Genomic DNA, 20,522 nt, shown 5'->3' on the forward strand with positions numbered 1-20,522 from the left:
CTTACTTCGTTGTATTTCGTTCTATAATTTCAATCGGTAGACGATAGTGTTTCTCTTCTAATGCATTTCCTTCCATTTGCTCTAACAACAACTCTGTTGCAATTTTCCCCATTTCATATATCGGTTGTGCAACTGTTGTAATAGATGGATACATCATTTCTGTTAAAGAAATTCCATCAAATCCGATAATTTGTAAATCATCTGGAATGGCAATCCCCTTTTGAAGTGCAGCCTTTACAATACCGATCGCAATTAAATCATTTCCAGCAACAATACCATCAATATGCGGGTATTCTTCTAATAATTCCATCGCTACACGCTCACTATTTGCTGGATCAAACGTGCTCTCTGCAATCATATACGAAAGATTATTTTGCGTAATAACGTCTACAAAACCTTCAAAACGTTCATTTGCAGTACTCACATCACGTGGACCTCGAATATGTGCAATATGTTTACATCCTTTATCTAGTAACAACTTTGTCGCAGCCTGACTTCCCGCATAGTTATCTGCATACACGGTAGGTATACGCTCATTAAACAGACGGTCAATCGCAACGACTGGAACAGATAAATTCATGTAATTAACACTATTTTGTGGATTCGTTGCTACAATAAATCCATCTACATTATTTTGTCTAAGTACATCAATGTATTGTTTCTCTTTTTCTAAACTTTCATCAGAGTTACAAAGGACAACTGTGTAACCTTGTTTATGTGCTACATCTTCTACGGCACGTGCAACTTCTGGAAAGAATGGATTCACGATATTTGGAACAACTAAGCCAATTAAACGGGACTTTTTATTATACAGTGAACGCGCTACTGTACTGGGCTTATAATCTAACATCTCAATTGCACGCTCTACCTTTTTTAATGTATCTTCGTGAACATATCCATTTTTATTTAGAACTCTGGAAACGGTCGCAACAGATACTCCCGCTAATTTCGCAACGTCTTTGATCGTACTCATTCTCTTTTCTCCCCATTTCATGTAACCGTTTACAGAAAATAATATAACGTATTTATACAAATACGTCAATCATTTCTCACTAAAAAGCTTTTAAGTTTATACTCAAAAAAGCACCGCCATAAGGCGATGCTTCTTCATTACGAGTATGATACAGTTTTTTCTTTTTCTTCTACAGCAGGCTCTTCAGCATCTTTTTTACGATCTGATAGTTTAATTTTTTGTAAGAAAATCGTAAAGATAGCACCTACTACAATAAATACTAATCCTGTTAAGAATACAGTATGAAGCGAGTCTACTAAAGAGTTTTTCAAAATAGGTACAATGCTGTTAGCGAACGCTTCTGGCATTTGTTTTAATGCCTCTGGGCTAAATAGCATTGAATACAATCCTTGTGGATCTGTGTGAATCATGTCTTTAAATTTCGTTACCATTTGTCCCGCTTCTTTCGGGAATGTATCTAATACAGGTACTAATTTATTTGTTAACGTTGTACCTGAAGTGTTATTCATAATTGATCCTAAAATTGTAATACCAAATGTTCCACCAATTTGACGGAAGAATTGACTTGATGATGTTACGACACCAAGATCCTTTTTCGGGAAGCTTTCTTGTAACGCTAATGTTAATGTTGGCATTACAAGACCCATTCCTAAACCGATAACCATCATATAAGAAGTAGCTGTAAGCTTCGTTGTGTGCATATCCATCGTTGTTAATAACCAGAAACCACCGGCCATAATAAGCATACCTGCGATAATTTGTGGTTTTACACCAACTTTTAATACAAGTTGCCCACCGATAATACTCATCACAATCATTGTAATCATCATTGGAGTCATAATTGTTCCTGATTCAGCAGCACTTACTCCTACAATACCTTGCATGAAGAATGGTACGAACATAATCGCACCGAACATTCCGATACTCATAAAGAATCCAATCGCATTCAGTATTGTAAATGTGCGATTTTTAAAGAAATGCATTGGTAAAATCGGCTCTTCAGCTTTCGTTTCAACAATAACAAAGCTAACGATACCAATTACAGCTAGTGCAAATAAACCGATAATTTGCCAAGAATCCCATGCGTAATCTTTTCCGCCAAACGTTAACGCTAGTAATAAACTTACAACACCGAGAATCATCGTAAAGATTCCAGCGATATCAATTTTAATTGGTCCCGTTTGTTTATGTGATTTTAAGCCCATTGCGATAAAGATTGTCGCTAAAATACCAACCGGTAAGTTAATGTAGAATACCCATCTCCAGTTCACTGCATCTACAATCCAACCACCAACTTGTGGTCCAATTACAGAAGCAAGACCGTATAACGCACCAAAAATCCCTTGCCATTTCGCACGTTCTTTTCCCGTAAACATATCTCCAATAATAATCATAGCCATTGGCATCATAATACCGCCACCAAGACCTTGAATACCACGGAAAATAATTAATTCTGTCATACCATTCGCCATACCACATAACGCCGAACCAATCATGAAAATAACTAGCCCTGTTATATATACGTTACGACGACCAAGTAAATCCGCTAATTTACCTGCAATTGGTACAACTGTCGTTGATGTTAACATATATGCTGTTGTTAACCATGTCATTAAACTTAATCCGCCTAGGTCACCGACGATACGTGGCATTGCTGTACCAACAATTGTTCCATCTAATGCAGCAAATAGCATCGCGATAATTAAACCGATTAACAACAACTTTCTATTTTGATTTTCTTGTTGCTCCATGTAATCTCCTCAATTCCTCTTAGTTATTCTCTTTTTTCTCTTGTGTCCCGCAAATAATGGTTTCTAACTTCTCAAAGAGACGTAATAAATCTTCTCTTTCTTGCAACTCTAAATGTGAAAAGTATTTTGCAATATGCTCGTTGCGAGCTGTCATTGCCTCTTCTACTCTAGCTTTCCCCTTTTTCGTTAACTCGATGATGACAACACGACGGTCATCTTTGTCGTGATAGCGTTCTACAAGTTCTTGATCGATTAGACGATCAATCATCACTGTAATCGCGCTAGGCTTCACATACATCTTTTTTGCTAATGTTGTCGCTCTTGAAGCCCCATAATGATCTAAAATCTTTAAAATATAAAACTGCGGTGGTGTAAGTCCTGTTGCTTGCATTTGTTCTAATAACTCCGTCTGCATTTTCTTTCCAATCGAAAAAGCAAGAGCTTGAATTTTATCGATATGCGTCATATCATTTGGCATGTTATCCACCTCTTATTTAAACAATAAAATATTTAACGTATTTAAATATTAATCCCCCGAACAAAATCCGTCAATACTTTTTATCCATAAAAACGTTTACATTTTTGTCACAAAGTTGTATAATTTTCGTCGAAGTTAATATTGACAGTCACGGAGAATTGGAGTTCACGGCTATGAATCATAAAAAAGGAAACTTTTTTATATTTCATGGCCTTTTTATATTCTCTGTCTTAAAACGCTTCGAATTAATTAGGGGAGGATTTTCATTTTATGTTTTTCACACAATTATTTAAACCTGCGCCCCACGCGGAACGCTTACCAGCTGATCGCGTTGATAGCGAATACCGTAAATTACGTTTACAAGTATTCTTAGGTATCTTCATTGGTTATGCAGGTTACTACTTTGTTCGAAAAAACTTTTCACTAGCAATGCCATACTTAATCGAACAAGGCTTTAGTAAAGGAGAACTTGGGGTTATCCTTTCAGCAGTATCTATCGCTTATGGATTAAGTAAATTCCTGATGGGGATCGTATCTGACCGTTGTAATCCTCGCTACTTTTTAGCAGCTGGGCTATTTTTATCAGGTATCATTAATATTATTTTCGGTTCATTTTCTTTCATTACAACGAGCATCATACTTATGTTTGTACTTCAGTTTTTAAATGGATGGGTACAAGGTATGGGGTGGCCTCCATGTGGCCGTACGATGGTTCACTGGTTCTCTGTTAGTGAACGTGGTACAAAAATGTCTATTTGGAACGTCGCTCATAATGTCGGCGGAGCGCTTATGCCTTCTCTTGTAACATTAGGTTTATACTTCTTTGCAAATGACTGGAAAAGTATTTTTTACTTCCCAGGTATTCTTTCAATTCTAGTTGGTATTTATGTATTAATTACAATGAAAGATACGCCTCAATCTTGTGGACTACCTTCTATTGAAGAACATACTGGAGAATATTCACCAGATGAGAAAATACAAGATCGCGAACGCGAACTTTCGGCAAAGGAAATTTTATTTAAATACGTACTAAACAATAAATTTTTATGGTACATCGCTATTGCGAACGTTTTTGTGTATTTCGTACGTTACGGCGTTGTAGACTGGGCTCCTACTTATTTAGTAGAAGAAAAAAGCTTTACTCATAGTAGCTCACGTACTGCTTACGCTCTATATGAATGGGCTGGTATTCCAGGTACACTTCTTTGCGGATGGATGAGTGATAAACTATTTAAAGGACGTCGTGCACCTGCTGGTATTTTATTTATGGTTGGTGTATTTATCGCAGTTCTTGTTTACTGGTTAAACCCTCCTGGTAATCCAATGGTTGATAGTATCGCACTTGTCGCAATTGGATTTTTAATTTACGGACCGGTTATGTTAATTGGTCTACACGCTCTAGACTTAGCACCAAAGAAAGCTGCTGGAACTGCAGCAGGCTTAACTGGATTTTTCGGTTACTTAGGCGGAGCAGCTTTCGCTAGTGCCGCTATGGGCTTTATCGTAGATGCATTCGGATGGGATGGCGGATTCATCTTATTACTTGCATCTTGCATACTTGCAATGTTCTTCCTTGCCCTTACTTTAAATACAGGGTCGGCAAAATCAAAGCAAGCTTAATTACTAATATTATACTTCCCAAAAAAAGAGAGACCGTTCTTCCTAGAATGCCTCTCTTTTTTCTACATATAAATCTTTTTTCTTACAAAAGATTCATTTCCCTCCCTTATTCATGTTAGCGTTTTCAAATCACTCCAACCACTTACACAACTGCATCCAATCTCTATATAAAAAGATTTTTGAATATTTTTTCAACTTACCCTTGTCAAACATTGTCAATTTATATTAAAATAACAACAACATACAAAATATTTAGTCTTTTCAGAAAAGATGGAGGGATAGCCATGAAGAATCCACTTCTTCGCATTGAAAACTTACAAACTTCCTTTCGCATACAAGATCAATATCATGCAGCAGTTGATGATGTCTCGTTAACTGTCCATGAAAATGAAATTGTCGCGATAGTTGGTGAATCGGGTTGCGGAAAAAGTGCACTTGCCCTTTCTATTATGCGACTGCATAATGAAGCAAATACAAAATTACAAGGGCAGCTTAACTATAGAGATAAGGATTTACTAACTATGTCGACCGCAGAAATGAATAAAGTACGCGGATCAAACATCGGTATGATTTTCCAAGAACCTCTTACAGCACTCGATCCTCTTATGACAGTTGGAAAACAAATCGAAGAAAACTTAGACTACCACACAAGCCTTTCAAAAGCAGAAAAGAAAGAACGCACCTTAGAACTACTCCATCAAGTTGGTATTCCAAAACCAGAACTTACATATAAACAATACCCACACGAATTATCTGGCGGAATGAGACAAAGAATTGTTATCGCAATTGCAATTGCTTGCAAGCCTGGACTCATTATTGCAGATGAGCCTACAACCGCTCTAGATGTAACCATTCAAGCGCAAATTTTAGATTTATTACGTTCCATTCAAGAACAAACGAAAATGGGCATCATTTTAATTACACACGATTTAAGCGTCGTTGCCGAAACCGCTGACCGTATTGTCGTTATGTATGCAGGACAAGTTGTAGAAACAGGAACAGTCGAAGAGATTTTTAATAACCCTCTTCATCCATATACTCGTTCCTTATTAAATTCAATCCCGTCTGCATCTGCTGAAAAAGAAAAATTACATGTTATTCAAGGCGTTGTACCGACATTAGCTAAGTTACCGCGCACAGGTTGTCGATTCCAAGCACGGATTCCATGGATTAGACCTGATCAACATGAAGAAAATCCCATTTTACATGAAGTAAAACAAGACCATTGGGTACGTTGCACTTGCTACAAACATTTCAACTTCCAACATAAGAAAGGAGATGACGTAACTCATGGCACTGCTTAAAGTAGAAGATTTAAAAGTACACTTTCCAATTAAAGGTGGTGTTTTCGGTCGTACATTAGATTACGTTCGCGCTGTTGATGGCGTAAGTTTTGAATTACAACCTGGCGAAACATACGGAATCGTTGGGGAATCTGGGAGCGGCAAATCAACAACCGGAAAAGCAATTATGCACTTAACAAAAGCGACAGGCGGTAGCATTCATTTTAATAATAAAGATTTAACAAAATTAAGTCGCTCAGAACTAAGAGAACAACGAAAAGATATTCAGATGATTTTTCAAGATCCTTATTCATCCTTAAACCCGAAGAAGCGTGTTATGGATATTATCGCTGAACCACTTCGGAATTTTGAGAAACTCTCACCTGATGAAGAGCGTAGAGCTGTTCAAGATTATCTTGATAAAGTTGGATTAAATCCTGAGTCTATGTATAAATACCCACATGAATTTTCCGGTGGACAAAGACAGCGGATTGGTATTGCACGCGCACTTACACTAAAACCAAAGCTTATTATCGCAGATGAACCTGTATCCGCGCTTGACGTGTCGGTACAAGCTCAAGTTTTAAACTTCTTACAAGATTTACAATCTGAACTCGGACTAACATACCTATTTATTAGTCATGATTTAGGTGTAATTCGCCATATGTGTGACCGTATCGGTGTTATGTATCGCGGACGCATTGTGGAAGAAGCAACTAGTGCTGAAATTTATAATAATCCACAGCACATCTATACGAAGCGCCTAATATCAGCTATTCCTGATATTCGTCCAGAAAACCGCGAGCAACAACGTAAATTGCGTCGTGAAGTAAGCGATGAATACGAAAAATCATACGAAAACTATTTCAACGAAAATGGTCGTGCTTACGATTTAAAACCAATCTCGCCAACACACCGGGTGGCATTACCTTAAGGGAGTGATAAAACATGTGGAAATTTATATTACGCCGGGTTTTAGTTATGATACCGCAATTATTCATATTAAGCGTACTCGTCTTTACACTGGCTAAGGCAATGCCAGGTGATGCATTAAGTGGCGCTGAACTAGCAAACCCAAAAGCCGATCCAAAAGTGATCGAAGAACAACGTGAAAAACTAGGTTTAAACGATCCTATTCCCACTCAATATGTAAGGTGGATTTCAAATGCTGTACAAGGGGATTTCGGTATTTCTTACGCACATAAAATAAAAGTAACAGATATTATCGGGGAACGTCTTGGCAATACAATACTGTTAGCTCTTCTTATTCTTATTCTTACTTACTTAATTGCTATTCCACTTGGAGTTATAAGTGGACGTTGGAATGATACGTGGGCTGATCGACTCATTACGCTCTATAACTTTTTAGGATTCGGTACACCACTATTTATTTTCGGATTAGTAATGTTATTCTTATTCGGCTTTTTATATCCAATTTTCCCTACGAGTGGTAGCGTTGATCCACAAGTTGCAACAGGATCATTTGATTACTATTTAAGTAAATTCAATCATATGATTTTACCAGCTTTATCTGGGGCATTAATTGGAACTGTAGGAACTGTACAATATTTGCGAAGTGAAATTATCGATACGAAACATAAAGATTTTGTACGCACAGTAAAAGCAAAAGGTGTACCAGAATCTAAAGTATATTCCAGACATATTTTAAGAAATTCATTTTTACCAATTGCAGCATTTTTAGGATATGAAATTACAGGTTTAGTTGGAGGCTCTATTATTCTAGAAAATATTTTCGGCTATCCAGGAATTGGACAACTATTTTTCCAATCTATCACTCAACGTGATTTCAGTGTCGTAACTGCTCTTGTATTATTTACTGGATTCGCAACGCTACTCGGGACTCTTCTTTCCGATATTATTCTAAGCATCGTTGATCCACGTATTCGTATTGATTAATGGAGGTGAAGAAACGTTATGTTAGCAAATCCTGAAAAACAAACTGAAGTCATTCATTACGAAAAGAGCCCCTCTGGTTTCTCCATTATGTGGCGAGAGTTTCGTAAAGATAAACTAGCAATGTTTTCTCTATTCTTTTTAGCTTTAATATTAATAGCCGTTTACGCAACTTCATTTATTATGAAGCAAGAAGATATCGTCCGAGTTGATTTGTTCGCTATTTATGACCCTCCTTCTGCTGAACATTGGTTAGGAACTGATTATGGAGGCCGTGATATTTTCGGACAATTAATTATTGGTACACGTAACTCCTTTACAGTTGGTTTAGCCATCACTCTTTTAGCAACCCTTATCGGTCTTACGACGGGACTAATTGCTGGCTATTTTGGCGGAGTTGTCGATAACATCATTATGCGTTTTATCGACTTCATGATGATTTTACCATTCTTAATGATTGTTATCGTGTTTATCTCACTCGTTCCAACTTTCAATATTACAACATTTATTCTCATAATGACCGCTTTCTTATGGGTCGGAAAAGCAAGGCTTATACGCTCTAAAGTATTGACTGAGAAAGAACTTGATTACGTATCTGCATCAAAAACGTTAGGAACACCAAATTGGAAAATAATCTTCCAGCAAATATTACCTAATTTAAGTTCTATTATCATCGTAAATATTACATTAAATCTTGCTGGTAACATCGGAATTGAATCTAGTTTAACTTACTTAGGATTCGGTCTACCAGAGAGCACACCAAGTCTTGGTACACTTGTAAGTTACGCAACTAACCCAGATGTATTGCAAGAAAAGTGGTGGATTTGGTTACCCGCATCAATCATGATTTTAGTGTTGATGCTGTGTATAAATTTTATTGGTCAAGCGTTAAAGCGTGCGGCTGATGCGAGACAAAGAAAAGGATAAGGGGTGGAGAAGTTATGAACAAACCAAAACTGTACAAAGTATTAAGTACACTTGCTGCTTCAACATTATTACTATCTGCATGTGGGGGTGCTGATAGCGGTAGTAAAAAGGCAAACACAAAAAAAGTAGAAACAAATAAATTTAGTGCTGCTGTAAAAAATGACGGTAAAGAAATTAAAGACGGATCATTAACTTATGGACTCGTTTCAAATTCACCTTTCGCTGGTGTTTTAAGTAGAGTATTGTATGAAGTTGCTCCAGATTCAGAGATTATGGATTTCTTTGATGAACAATTATTAGCTACAGATAAAAACTGGGAAATTACAAATGACGGTGCTGCAACTTATAAAATTTCTGAAGATAAAAAAACAATTACAATTAAGATTAAAGATAATGTAAAATGGCACGATGGTAACCCTTTAACTGCTGAGGATTTAGAATATTCTTACTTAATAATTGGTAATAGCAAATATACAGGTATCCGTTACGATACACAAATGCAAATGATTGAAGGTATGGAAGAATATCACACTGGAAAAGCTGACAAAATTTCCGGTATTAAAGTAGTCGATCCAAAAACAATTTCCATTACTTATAAAGAAGTAAACCCTTCATTGAAAACTGGTATTTGGACATATCCTACACCTAAAAAATATTTAGGCGATGTACCAATTGAAAAACTAGCTGAATCTGATAAAATCCGTCAAAATCCAATCGGGTTCGGTCCATTTAAAGTGAAGAAAATCGTTCCTGGTGAATCAGTTGAGTATGAGCGCTTTGATGATTACTGGGGTGGCAAACCTAAGCTGAAAAATGTAACATTAAAAGTTGTAAATCCATCTATTGTTAGTGCATCTCTGAAAAAAGGTGATATTGATATTGCATCAATTACTGCTGACCAATATCCGAACGTAAGTAAATTAAAAAACACACAACTAATTGGTAAAACTGACCTTGCTTACACTTATATCGGATTTAAGTTCGGACATATGGACAAAGCAAAGAATGAAGCTGTAATGGATAACGATAAATTCAAAGACGTTCGTTTACGTCAAGCGATGGCATATGCAATTGATAGAGAAAAATTAGGAGAAAAAGTATATCACGGACTTCGTGTTCCAGCTAACTCTCCAATTCCACCGTCTATGCCAAAGTACCATAATAACAATGTTGGCGCATATAACTTAGATGTAGATAAAGCGAAAAAACTATTAGATGAAGCTGGCTATAAAGACAAGAATGGTGATGGATTCCGTGAGGATCTAAAAGGTAATGAACTTAAAATTAACTTCCTAGCTAGTAACGGTAGTGAAACAAGTGAACCACTTGCAAAATTCTATATTCAATCTTGGAAAGATATCGGCTTAAAAGTAGAACTTGTTGATGGACGCTTACACGAATTTAATGCTATGCGTGATATGATTAAAAAAGATGATCCGAAGGTCGATATTTTCTCTGGTGCTTGGAACACTGGCTCTGACCCTGACCTTTCTGGCCTATGGGGCAAAAATGCCGGATTCAACTACCAACGCTGGGTAAATGATGAAAATACGAAGTTATTAGACGCAGGATTATCAGAAAAAGCTACTGATGAAAAATATCGTAAAGAAGTATACGATAAATGGCAAAAATTAATTCATGACGAAGCACCGATGATTCCAATTCATTACACATTCGATTTAACAGGTGTTAATAAGCGCGTGAAAGATTTTAATGTCAACACTGAAGTGAACCAAATTACTTCAAAATGGAAAGACGTTACTGTAACAAGCGAAAAGCCAGAAGTAGAAAAATAATCATAAAAATAGCCCTTAGCATTTACATACATGCTAAGAGCTATTTTTGATTTACAATCCTTTTCTTACCTTTTATAACAACCAATTCCTTCCCTACTATAAAATTAAAAGATTTGATGAAACACCTTTATTAAAACAGCTAACGTAACAGATGCAGCAAATCCCCCTAAACAAATTAAGCTTACCCCTTGACTATATGACAAACCTTGAAATGATTTCATTGCTTCCATCCTCCCTATCTCCCCTTTGATACTTTTATTTTACCAATGGGAAAAATTTCATAACATCGATTTCTCTAACAACTAACTTACAAATTTGTAAGTTAATATTTTTTAAAACTTATATATCTAGTATGTCCACCTACTCTCCCTTTATACAGCAAAAAAGACCTCGAATTATATCAAGGTCCTACTTACACTGCATACTATATCACTCAATTTATTTTATAATCATCACCGGACATTTCACTCGTTTGGCTATTTTATGACTTACGCTACCAAGTACCATTTCTTGCAATGTATTTAATCCTCTGCTCCCAGCAATAACAAGGTCAATATCTCCTGTATTTACATATTGAACAAGCGTATCTCCGGGATCACCATGTAAAATCGTAATTTTATAAGAAATGTTCTCTTTCTTTAATAAACCTTCAATCTCTTTTAACTTATCTTTTCGACTAGCCGATATCGTTTCTAAATCAGTTTGACCTTGTATAATATCTGATTTTGCTGTCCTATTATCTACAACATATACAACTTCAACATTTGTTTCTTCGCTAAATTTCGCAATATGTGTTGCGTGCTCTGCTGCTCGAAGCGCGTGTTCAGAACCATCACATGCTAATATAATTTGTTTGTACATATGCTGAATCCCCTTTTCGTTATCCTACTCGTATTATATAATAAAGCCCCCTAAAAAGGAGGCTTCTAACTAGCAATTCTTTTATTATACATAGCTAAATTTGTAACAAGTTTTGCGCTACGTTCATTTAATCCTGTTATACTTACTTTCACACCAATTTGTTCATACTTCATGATAACTTTATCAATTGATGCCACTGCCGAATCGTCCCATACGTGCGCATAAGTAAAGTTCATCTCGATTTCTTTTATATCTTCATCGAATGAAAATGCACTTATAAAATCTGCTGTAGATGCAAAGAAAAGTTGACCGTGAATTTCGTATATTTTCTTATTTTCAATATATAAATGTTTCACGTGAATCTTTGCCATATTGAACGCAAATAATACTGCACTAATTACTGTCCCGATAATTACACCTAATCCTAAATTATGAGTGATAAGAACGATCACGACTGTTACGATCATGACGAATGCGTTCCCTTTTGGCACTTTATGAATCGTTGCTACAGAATTCCAATCAAAAGTTCCGATTGAAACCATAATCATAACTGCAACTAAAGCTGCCATCGGAATATGAACGACATAATCACCTAAAACGAATAGTAATACGATTAAAAATCCACCCGCTACAAATGTTGATAAGCGACCTCGTCCACCTGATTTAATATTAATCACAGATTGGCCGATCATTGCACATCCTGCCATTCCTCCGAAAAATCCAGCAACAATGTTTGCAAGTCCTTGTCCACGTGCCTCTTTATGCTTATTACTTTCTGTATGCGTCATATCATCTAAAACCGAAGCTGTTAATAACGACTCTAGTAAACCGATAATTGCAAGCATAACTGAGTACGGTAAAAGAATACCTAATGTTTCTAATGTAAATGGCACATCAGGAAGACTAAAGAACGGTAATTCTTTCGGTAAACTTCCCATATCCCCTACTGTCTTCAACTGTAATCCACTCATAAGTGCGATGCTCGTCACAATAATAATCGAAATAAGTGTAGAAGGTACAGCCTTTGTAATACGTGGAAATAAATATATAATTGCAAGTCCTAATGCAACAAGTGCATACATTTGCCAAGTTGCATTTTTAAACTGTGGCAATTGAGCTGTAAAAACTAAAATTCCAAGAGCATTTAAAAAACCGCTCATAACAGATTTAGGAACAAACTTCATAAATGAGCTAAGTTTTAACACACCAAAAATAATTTGGACAATACCTGTTAATATTGTCGCAGCAAATAAATATTGTAAACCATGATCCTTAACAAGCGTTACCATTAATAATGCCATTGCACCTGTTGCAGCTGAAATCATTCCCGTTCTTCCGCCAACAAATGAAATGGTAACCGCAATACAAAAGGCTGCGTATAATCCAACTGTCGGATCCACACCTGCAATAACAGAGAAAGCTATCGCTTCAGGGATTAACGCTAAAGCAACGACAATTCCTGATAACACGTCCCCTCTCACATTAGAAAACCAGTCATTTTTTATTGTTTGAAACAAAATACCACTCCTCTACTCCTTTATAATTTGATTTTCTCCGTAAGAAAATCATACCGACTGCACGAAGGCTATTATATAACGAGTAGAAGATTTTTTGCTATGTAAAAGTTTCCTAAAGAAAAGACGCTATCCTCGTAGCGTCTTTTCTCATTTTATTAATGTCCACCGTGACCTTGACCACTTTCCTGAACAATCTCTAATCTCTCATCTAATATTCCTTGTGTTTCAAATGAAATATCACTCGTACTTCCTAATAAGAAGCCGTGATTATATGGTCCAAGTGTGGGATCATCTTTAAACTTTGGCTGAATAGTAGCAAGGAAGTCATACACTGGTTGTGAAACTTTCCCTTCCTCTAACAGTACAACAGGCGCATGTTTACCCATATGTGAAAAAGGTGCTCCTGCAACTGCTAAATCTGGTGTTTTGCTTGACACAAATGATAAACCGTGACCAGGTTTTGTGAATCCCCAGCCAAATTTTGTTTTTTCATCTTTAAATTTAGCGAACGCAATCGAGTTTTCTGTAGGGGTCTCTCCACTAATACGCGTTACTTTCCCGTATTTACTTAACTCTTTTTCTACTTCTTTTGAAACAATTTTTTCTGGCCCTAATACATATATATTTGCTTCATCTTTTCTCATCTTTAATGCCTCTATTGTCGCTTTTGGCACTTTATCTTTTTCTGTATATAGAAGTGGTTCTGGCATATGAGAAATCCAATTTACAGCTGGTGTTGTATACAAACGCCCTTCTTCCTCAGACGAACCGACAATAACGCTATTGGGATAACTTCCCGTTATATCGGCGTACTCTTTATCAACATCTTTCGCAAATATAGCTGGGTTCGTTTCTTTTATTTGTTTTACTTTATAATCTTTTAATTGTTCAAGCGTGCCAGCACCTACATCCCCCATCACCATAATTTGTGTTCCATCTTTCGTTCCGAGCGGATTTAATCGTTTTATTTCTTTTAATGTCATTTCGGGTATCTTTTCTTTTTCTATAAATAAAATCGGCCCGTTATTCGGATGATGAATAAGGTCTGCACTTGCAATACCTAATTGCCACTCGCTCACTGGTACTAAAATAACAGCGCCTGGCTGGTTCTCCTTATGAGTTGCTGGCCATATCGTTTGCGAAGTTAACACTGCCATTTTTAGGGGATCATTTGTATTTAATCTCGTTACATTTTTTAAACTTATCGTTAATAAATCATTGGATGCACCCACATTCATTTCTTTTGGCGCTGTTATCTCCTGATTCATTTTCATTTCCTTTTGCTCTGTTTTCTTCTCTTTTGTAGATTCATGGTTTTTATGGTCTGTATTCGTTTGTCCACATGCAGCAAGACCAACTGCTGTAATTATTGTTATCCCAAAAATTCGGGTTATTTTTTTCACTATACCGCCTCCGTATGAATCATTTTTGAGCCAATATGATTACCTAAAATGTAATTTCAACTCTACAATAACAAGCAATTCTGAAGAAATTATGCAGACACATCATAATCTGCACCATTTCTTCATGATTTTGCATTACACTTTAAGTAACGATTATAAATATGGAGGGCTCTCTATGATTGATATACTGCTCGTAGACGATGAACCGAGAATGCTTGAATTATTAACGCTTTATCTTACTCCAATTGGATATAACTGCGTATGTGCGACTTCCGGAGAAGAAGCTATTTTACATATAGAAAATCGAAACTTTAAATTTGTTTTACTCGATATTATGATGCCAAAGATGGACGGATGGGAAACGTGCAAAAGAATCCGTTCATTTAGTAACGTTCCTATTATTATGGTTACCGCTCGTGATCAAACAGTAGATGTCATCCAAGGATTAAAACTCGGAGCGGATGATTACGTAACGAAACCTTTCCATGAAGAAGAACTTTTCGCAAGAATTGAAGCTGTTTTAAGGCGCACAAATGAACATAAACAAATCCAATATCACGGTATTGTATGGGATGAAACAAAACACTTCGTTTCTATCCATAATGAAGAACTTCTTCTCACACCGATTGAATTCTCTTTACTCGGGTTATTTTTACGCCATGTGAATTATGTATTAAGCCGTGATCAGCTCATTGAACGAATTTGGGGATTAAACACAAATACAGAAGATCGCACAGTCGATTCACATATTCGTAATTTGCGTGATAAATTGCGAAAAGCAAATTTCCCTATTGATCATCATTTAAAAACTGTGTATGGGGTAGGTTATAGGTGGGTTGATACCGAATATTTAGGAGCGAAACAATGAAGCGAATTTCTATTCAATTCGGATTTTATTTTTTAATTGTTACAATTTTAATTGAAAGTGTTCTCTTTATTTTGCTTTATTATAGCCTCGTAAACACTAGAGTAAATGAAGAAATGACGGCTTTATTAAAGCGAGGAAATAGTCACCGGGATGTACTTGAGAAATATTATGATGAACAAACCATCTCTCACGTAGCATTAATGGAATCTGAAGCTGAAACAACTGTCGTTATTACAAATACAAATAAAGAAATACTAGCTAAATCTAACGAAATAAACTCGACTATCAAAGATCATATTAGTAAAATGCAAACTCGAACAGACCATAATGGAGCGATTATAGAAAATCACTGGAAAACATCTAATTATATATGTACAGTTAGCCCCATTGTAGTAGATGGAAAACATGAAGGCTATGTGTACATGTTTCTTGGAACAGGATCAATTGAAGAGCTGGTTAATGGATTAACGAAACAATTCATTATTGCCGGTATCATCACATTTCTACTAACAGTCATCACCATTTTTCTATTATCTCGATTATTAACCAAACCATTGTTACACATGAAACATGCCACTGAAAAAATGAGTAAAGGTGATTTATCTGTTTCATTAACGACTACTCGAAATGACGAAATTGGCGAACTAGCATCATCTATTCAGACGCTCGCAAATGATCTACATTATATGAAAACAGAGCGAAGTGAATTTCTAGCAAGTGTTGCTCACGAATTGCGAACACCGTTAACATACGTAAGAGGTTATGCAGACATTGCATTAAAAGAAAGCACCTCTCCTGAGCAACGTTTGCGATATTTATCTATTATAAAAGATGAGTCTGATTATATTACGAACTTAGTTCAAGATTTATTTTTACTTGCCCAAATGGAGAAACATAGCTTTTCTATCGAAGTAAAAGAAGTTCAATTACACCCTTTTCTTACTCGTATAACTGAAAAAGTAAACGCCATGTATAAGGAAAGGCACATTAAAGTTTCTTGTACTTGTCCTCCTTCCCTACTAGTAAACTTAGATGAACAACGATTCGAACAAGTGATAGTGAACATTTTAAATAACGCCTATAGACACTCAAAAGAGCATTCTTATATCAATATTTCTGTGATAGAGGAACATAAACGTGTTTCTATTAAAATTGAGGATGAAGGCGAAGGTATTCCGCCTAAAGACCTCTCTCACATTTTCGACCGCTTTTATCGTGTTGATAAAGCAAGAACACGCGCTACAGGCGGAACTGGCTTAGGACTCTCTATCGTGAAGGAAATTATAGAACTACACGGCGGGAATATTACAGTCACAAGTGAAGTTGATCATGGGTCTTGTTTTACAATTTCATTTCCATCTATATAAAGTGAAGGCTTTTACTGCCCGTTAATGCGGGATAAAGAAACACGGCTACTATCAGTAGTCGTGTTTCTTTATCCTTTAAGGTTTTACTTTATAATATAAATTTACAAACTGTCCAAAACGTTTCGTATCCGTTAGAGTTAAATTAATTTCCGGATTCTTTTCTTGAAATAATGGAACTCCAGAACCTAATATATGCGGTGTAATCGTAACAACATATTCGTCAATTAGATTATTCTTAAAGAACTCTCTCAGTAGACTTCCTCCACCGACCATCCATATTTTAGATCCTTCTTGTGCTTTTAACCTTTTAGTAAACTCCACTACATCTTCGTTTACAAACTCCACGTTTCCGTCTGAACCTTTTTCTGAACGAGAAAAAACATAACATGCTTTATCTAGGTACGGGAATGTTTCTGTATGCTCTACTACATAATCGTACGTTCTTTTCCCCATAATTATTGTATCAATTGTTTCATACATTTCTGTATAACCGTTATCTCCCTCTCCTTCCGTTTCCATTAACCACTGTAAATCATCATCTTCTTTCGCAATAAATCCATCTAAGCTCGCCGCAATAAATAAAACAATTTCACGTGACATATTTTTTCCTCCTTACATCTCATCTTGATAACATTATGATGTAAACAATATACTAACAATAAAACACGACAATTTATGTCATGTTTAAAAAGAAAAAAGGTGATACATTTGTCAAAAGCTAAACGCTTATTAGATATCCTTATATTTGCTTCTGCGAAAAAGACATTTACAGCGCAAGAAATAGCTGATGAATTTAATATTTCCGTTCGTACTGTTCATAGATACATTTTAGATTTAAGTGATATGGGGTTACCCATTTACGCTGAACAAGGTCGCAACGGAGGATATAAAGTATTAACGAATAGAGTCATTCCGCCTATTTTATTTACGGAAGAAGAAGCAGTATCCATCTTTTTTGCCTTTCAATCTTTAAGCTACTACAGAGACTTACCTTTCAACGCAGAAATCAATTCCGTTACGCATAAACTGTATAGCTCTCTACAACATGATGCGAAAACGAAAGTTGATAAAATACGTTCTTATATCGCCTTTTGGAATCCGAAGAGAACAATTGATACACCACTTTTAAAAGAAGTGTTAACGGCGGCTATTGAAAATAAAAATCTACACTTTCAATACGAATCTAAATCAGGGATCAAAACAAAACACGTTCATCCTATCGGTGTATATGCGCATGATGGTTTATGGTATTTACCTGCTTATGATTTTAATGTAGAAAAAATATTACTGTATCGCGCCGATCGAATTCTTTCCATATTATCAACGGATGGAAATGAGGAGACATTCATGAATTTAGAAGAGTGGTTTGCCTCTAGCTCTAACGTAGTACACAGCCCTACTCAGTTACATGTTTTACTGACAACAGAAGGCGTACGCCAATGTAAAAGCGTCCCTTACCTTGAAGAGTTCGTTGTAGTAACGGAAGACGGGACAGGATATATACATTCAACAATTGATAAAGGAGAAATCAATTTTATTACCCCTTTATTTTATAGACTTGGAAAAGATGCAAAAGTTTTAGAACCGAAAGAATTGATAGATGGTTTACGTATGCGTGCGAAAGAAGTTTTACATATGTATGAAGACGAAAAAAGCTGCTAAATAGAAGCAGCTTTTTAGTCTAGTTGTTCCTAGTTGTTTGACTGTTGACGAATGTCAAACCACCAACGATGTTTCGCATTCATATTTTCAGTGTCGCCAGTCCCTCTGTAATTGAAAGCATCAAGGAAGATTGAATCTAGTTTATCTTCATCTACAAAATAACCTAAGTTAACTTTCACCGTTTTCCCTGGTGTGATACTACCAATATTATAAAAGCTTTTTCCATCTCCGTGAGGTTCTAAATAATCAACTTCGCCCGTCATAATATTTCTTTCTGCAATTCCAGCTTCTTCAGCGTACTTCCATGCATTACCTTCAGATTTAAGCTGTTTTATAGATGGATGCATATAAATTTCTTCTGTCACCTGTTTACCAATGTTTTTCACTGTTGTTGTCAAGTAGACAAATTTAGGCTGAACTAATTTTGTCTCTACTAATTGATCAATTGAATCTTTACCATTTCCAATTTTATATTTATCCCGTCTATATGGTATCAATTGTCCTGCTTGATCCAAAGCTTGATTCTCGCTTAGTCTCCCTAATCCCGTTTCATTAAAGTTTTCTTGCTTAAAATCTTTGATTGAATCAAAAACTTCAACTTTTTCTATCACATATTCAATTTGGCTGTTGTCCATAGATATCGTTACTGGAACCTTTTGACCTATATGAAATAGTCGTTTACTATCTTTTTTCAAAGAAATCACCTTAGTTGTTTTACCTTCTTGGCTAAAATACTTTTTATCATAATCGCTTATATATGATGACTTTTCTTTTGACGTGGGCTCAAGTGAAATGCTCCCTAACACATCTATCGTTTGTTCTTCGTTTATATCGTTTCCAATATAACTTTGTAACATAATTCCCTCTTCTTCAAAATAGAGAAAAATCACTCTATTAAACATTAAATCTTTATTACCAGTTTCTCTATGGACAATTACTGCCTTCTTACCATTTATCTCTTTTTCTTCATAACTTTTCGAGTACAGAGTTGGAAAATCTGAATTCTCCCCTACTCTCCAAAGAACGAATGAAAATCCACCCATTGCGTCGTTATCTTTAAATGAATATTTCATAGCACTATCATCAATTGCTTCCATATTTTCTGGTAATTTATCGATTTTCAGCTTATACCACTTATCAGCCTTTTTCGTGTCCTTATTTGTTACCGACACATTTACTTCGTAATTTTGTTTTTTGACAATCATATTATAAACTTTCACTGCACCAAAAACGGTTGTCGGCATGCCGATCAATAAGCAAGCAGCAGCGATTAACATACGATGTTTTTTACGCTTTTTCTGAGGTTGTCCATCTTTCAACTTCATTTCCTCCATAAACAATTTCTTTTTGCGCGTATATGTATGTGAAAATTCATGTTGTTCTTCGGATTTATCCAAATCATCTAAAGCAATTTTTTCAGCAAGGTCATACATTTCTTTGGAGTTCTTTGAATTCGTCATGTTGTATACCTCCTATCATATTTTGGACTCGTTTTCGAGCGCGTTCAAACTGCTTGCGGGCATTGGCCTCCGTTATCCCCATGACACTTGAGATTTCTTGATACGTTAAGTTATAGAAGACTTTGTACTTAAATACCTGTCTGTTAGATTCATTTAACTCTTTTAGCAATGTATCAATTTGAACCTCGGACATTTTACGCTTTTCCCACTCTTCAATATTTTCATCTACTGCTTCTGTTGATTCTCTTTCATATTCTTCTAAAAATGTTTCATGTCGTTTATTTTTTCGGTAACTATCAATCGCCTTGTTTTTCGCTACCCTCAAAATGTAGCGTTTAAGCTCTTGAGTAGCCAAGCTATGAAGCTTTTCCAAATTCTTATAAAGAGTAATAAATGTCTCTTGAACTGCATCTTCAGCCTGCTGAATATTATTTAAAATGGAATAAGCTACATAATAAATTTTTTGTTCGTACAACTCATATAGCTCTTCCATCTTTTCATAATCATTGTCTGTGACTTTCATATAATTCCTCCTCTCACTCTATATAACGAATGAGCGATATACTTTGTGACACTGCAGAGTTCTTTTATAGATAAAATTTAATAATAGAATAAACAAAAGCCCAATTTNNAAATTGGGCT

General features: G+C 35.8%; 19 protein-coding genes. 9 read left to right on the forward strand and 10 right to left on the reverse strand.

Annotated features, from left to right (window positions below; translation table 11 throughout):
- Window position 1: 1 nt before the first annotated feature.
- From rbsR to COK05_RS18295, 3 genes are all read right to left on the reverse strand, one after another.
- Window positions 2–973, reverse strand: coding sequence for a ribose operon transcriptional repressor RbsR (gene rbsR / locus COK05_RS18285; protein ID WP_098613726.1), 972 nt, complete (start codon window positions 971–973; stop codon window positions 2–4).
- Window positions 974–1,110: 137 nt separating this feature from the next.
- On the reverse strand, window positions 1,111–2,724 hold the full coding sequence (locus COK05_RS18290) for an MDR family MFS transporter (RefSeq protein ID WP_098613727.1): 1,614 nt from the start codon (window positions 2,722–2,724) through the stop codon (window positions 1,111–1,113).
- 19 nt (window positions 2,725–2,743) lie between these two features.
- Window positions 2,744–3,202, reverse strand: coding sequence for a MarR family winged helix-turn-helix transcriptional regulator (locus tag COK05_RS18295; RefSeq protein WP_001132365.1), 459 nt, complete (start codon window positions 3,200–3,202; stop codon window positions 2,744–2,746).
- A 270-nt stretch (window positions 3,203–3,472) separates the two neighbouring features.
- Between COK05_RS18295 and glpT the strand changes: the two genes are divergently transcribed.
- The 6 genes from glpT (at window position 3,473) to opp4A (ending at window position 10,742) form a co-directional block, all read left to right on the forward strand.
- Complete coding sequence (glpT, locus tag COK05_RS18300; protein ID WP_098613728.1) at window positions 3,473–4,822, forward strand: glycerol-3-phosphate transporter; 1,350 nt, start codon at window positions 3,473–3,475, stop codon at window positions 4,820–4,822.
- 284 nt (window positions 4,823–5,106) lie between these two features.
- On the forward strand, window positions 5,107–6,126 hold the full coding sequence (locus COK05_RS18305; RefSeq protein ID WP_098613729.1) for an ABC transporter ATP-binding protein: 1,020 nt from the start codon (window positions 5,107–5,109) through the stop codon (window positions 6,124–6,126).
- The gene (locus COK05_RS18310) at window positions 6,113–7,039 is read left to right on the forward strand and encodes an ABC transporter ATP-binding protein (protein WP_098613730.1); all 927 of its coding nucleotides are present in this window, start codon (window positions 6,113–6,115) and stop codon (window positions 7,037–7,039) included. Before COK05_RS18305 ends, COK05_RS18310 begins: the two co-directional genes overlap by 14 nt.
- Window positions 7,040–7,053: 14 nt before the next feature.
- Complete coding sequence (gene opp4B, locus COK05_RS18315) at window positions 7,054–8,022, forward strand: oligopeptide ABC transporter permease (RefSeq protein WP_098613731.1); 969 nt, start codon at window positions 7,054–7,056, stop codon at window positions 8,020–8,022.
- Between the two features lie 18 nt (window positions 8,023–8,040).
- The gene (locus COK05_RS18320) at window positions 8,041–8,946 is read left to right on the forward strand and encodes an ABC transporter permease (protein WP_000880730.1); all 906 of its coding nucleotides are present in this window, start codon (window positions 8,041–8,043) and stop codon (window positions 8,944–8,946) included.
- 14 nt (window positions 8,947–8,960) lie between these two features.
- Window positions 8,961–10,742 carry an oligopeptide ABC transporter substrate-binding protein gene (gene opp4A / locus COK05_RS18325; protein WP_098613732.1) on the forward strand — a complete coding sequence of 594 codons (1,782 nt, stop codon included), beginning with the start codon at window positions 8,961–8,963 and terminating at the stop codon, window positions 10,740–10,742.
- 104 nt (window positions 10,743–10,846) lie between these two features.
- On the opposite strand, the gene COK05_RS18330 is transcribed toward opp4A, so the two are convergent.
- The 4 genes from COK05_RS18330 to COK05_RS18345 form a co-directional block, all read right to left on the reverse strand.
- Complete coding sequence (locus COK05_RS18330; protein ID WP_141539155.1) at window positions 10,847–10,963, reverse strand: DUF4027 family protein; 117 nt, start codon at window positions 10,961–10,963, stop codon at window positions 10,847–10,849.
- Between the two features lie 217 nt (window positions 10,964–11,180).
- Window positions 11,181–11,603: a universal stress protein gene (locus COK05_RS18335; protein WP_098613734.1), complete on the reverse strand. Its 423-nt coding sequence runs from the start codon at window positions 11,601–11,603 to the stop codon at window positions 11,181–11,183.
- 65 nt (window positions 11,604–11,668) lie between these two features.
- Entirely contained in the window at window positions 11,669–13,120 is a 1,452-nt protein-coding gene (locus COK05_RS18340) for a SulP family inorganic anion transporter (RefSeq protein WP_098613735.1), read from the reverse strand.
- Between the two features lie 155 nt (window positions 13,121–13,275).
- Entirely contained in the window at window positions 13,276–14,523 is a 1,248-nt protein-coding gene (locus COK05_RS18345) for an ArsR family transcriptional regulator (RefSeq protein ID WP_098613736.1), read from the reverse strand.
- A 175-nt stretch (window positions 14,524–14,698) separates the two neighbouring features.
- Here COK05_RS18345 and COK05_RS18350 point away from each other — a divergent pair, with 175 nt between their 5' ends.
- Window positions 14,699–15,391 carry a response regulator transcription factor gene (locus tag COK05_RS18350; RefSeq protein WP_098613737.1) on the forward strand — a complete coding sequence of 231 codons (693 nt, stop codon included), beginning with the start codon at window positions 14,699–14,701 and terminating at the stop codon, window positions 15,389–15,391.
- The gene (locus COK05_RS18355) at window positions 15,388–16,758 is read left to right on the forward strand and encodes a sensor histidine kinase (RefSeq protein ID WP_098613738.1); all 1,371 of its coding nucleotides are present in this window, start codon (window positions 15,388–15,390) and stop codon (window positions 16,756–16,758) included. Before COK05_RS18350 ends, COK05_RS18355 begins: the two co-directional genes overlap by 4 nt.
- 75 nt (window positions 16,759–16,833) lie before the next feature.
- Here the strand turns inward: COK05_RS18355 and COK05_RS18360 are convergent, their stop codons facing one another.
- Complete coding sequence (locus COK05_RS18360; RefSeq protein ID WP_098613739.1) at window positions 16,834–17,358, reverse strand: dihydrofolate reductase family protein; 525 nt, start codon at window positions 17,356–17,358, stop codon at window positions 16,834–16,836.
- A gap of 75 nt (window positions 17,359–17,433) precedes the next feature.
- On the opposite strand from COK05_RS18360, the gene COK05_RS18365 reads away from it, so the two are divergent.
- Window positions 17,434–18,420: a helix-turn-helix transcriptional regulator gene (locus COK05_RS18365; protein WP_141539156.1), complete on the forward strand. Its 987-nt coding sequence runs from the start codon at window positions 17,434–17,436 to the stop codon at window positions 18,418–18,420.
- 29 nt (window positions 18,421–18,449) lie between these two features.
- Here COK05_RS18365 and COK05_RS18370 read toward each other — a convergent pair whose 3' ends face one another.
- Window positions 18,450–19,880: an anti-sigma factor gene (locus tag COK05_RS18370; RefSeq protein ID WP_098613741.1), complete on the reverse strand. Its 1,431-nt coding sequence runs from the start codon at window positions 19,878–19,880 to the stop codon at window positions 18,450–18,452.
- The gene (locus tag COK05_RS18375) at window positions 19,846–20,403 is read right to left on the reverse strand and encodes an RNA polymerase sigma factor (protein WP_098613742.1); all 558 of its coding nucleotides are present in this window, start codon (window positions 20,401–20,403) and stop codon (window positions 19,846–19,848) included. The genes COK05_RS18370 and COK05_RS18375 overlap by 35 nt, the downstream gene beginning before the upstream one ends.
- Between the last annotated feature and the right edge of the window lie 119 nt (window positions 20,404–20,522).

Source organism: Bacillus cereus, from assembly GCF_002567495.1.
Taxonomy (GTDB): domain Bacteria; phylum Bacillota; class Bacilli; order Bacillales; family Bacillaceae_G; genus Bacillus_A; species Bacillus_A cereus_AQ.

Excerpts from the sequence above, each read along its gene's own strand:
- COK05_RS18350 (WP_098613737.1), top strand. The coding sequence starts at position 14,699 with ATGATTGATATACTGCTCGTAGACGATGAACCGAGAATGCTTGAATTA.
- COK05_RS18370 (WP_098613741.1), bottom strand. The coding sequence starts at position 19,880 with ATGACGAATTCAAAGAACTCCAAAGAAATGTATGACCTTGCTGAAAAA.
- rbsR (WP_098613726.1), bottom strand. The coding sequence starts at position 973 with ATGAGTACGATCAAAGACGTTGCGAAATTAGCGGGAGTATCTGTTGCG.
- opp4B (WP_098613731.1), top strand. The coding sequence starts at position 7,054 with ATGTGGAAATTTATATTACGCCGGGTTTTAGTTATGATACCGCAATTA.
- COK05_RS18320 (WP_000880730.1), top strand. The coding sequence starts at position 8,041 with ATGTTAGCAAATCCTGAAAAACAAACTGAAGTCATTCATTACGAAAAG.
- COK05_RS18360 (WP_098613739.1), bottom strand. The coding sequence starts at position 17,358 with ATGTCACGTGAAATTGTTTTATTTATTGCGGCGAGCTTAGATGGATTT.
- COK05_RS18290 (WP_098613727.1), bottom strand. The coding sequence starts at position 2,724 with ATGGAGCAACAAGAAAATCAAAATAGAAAGTTGTTGTTAATCGGTTTA.
- COK05_RS18295 (WP_001132365.1), bottom strand. The coding sequence starts at position 3,202 with ATGCCAAATGATATGACGCATATCGATAAAATTCAAGCTCTTGCTTTT.
- opp4A (WP_098613732.1), top strand. The coding sequence starts at position 8,961 with ATGAACAAACCAAAACTGTACAAAGTATTAAGTACACTTGCTGCTTCA.
- COK05_RS18335 (WP_098613734.1), bottom strand. The coding sequence starts at position 11,603 with ATGTACAAACAAATTATATTAGCATGTGATGGTTCTGAACACGCGCTT.
- COK05_RS18365 (WP_141539156.1), top strand. The coding sequence starts at position 17,434 with ATGTCATGTTTAAAAAGAAAAAAGGTGATACATTTGTCAAAAGCTAAA.
- COK05_RS18355 (WP_098613738.1), top strand. The coding sequence starts at position 15,388 with ATGAAGCGAATTTCTATTCAATTCGGATTTTATTTTTTAATTGTTACA.
- glpT (WP_098613728.1), top strand. The coding sequence starts at position 3,473 with ATGTTTTTCACACAATTATTTAAACCTGCGCCCCACGCGGAACGCTTA.
- COK05_RS18305 (WP_098613729.1), top strand. The coding sequence starts at position 5,107 with ATGAAGAATCCACTTCTTCGCATTGAAAACTTACAAACTTCCTTTCGC.
- COK05_RS18310 (WP_098613730.1), top strand. The coding sequence starts at position 6,113 with ATGGCACTGCTTAAAGTAGAAGATTTAAAAGTACACTTTCCAATTAAA.
- COK05_RS18330 (WP_141539155.1), bottom strand. The coding sequence starts at position 10,963 with ATGAAATCATTTCAAGGTTTGTCATATAGTCAAGGGGTAAGCTTAATT.
- COK05_RS18375 (WP_098613742.1), bottom strand. The coding sequence starts at position 20,403 with ATGAAAGTCACAGACAATGATTATGAAAAGATGGAAGAGCTATATGAG.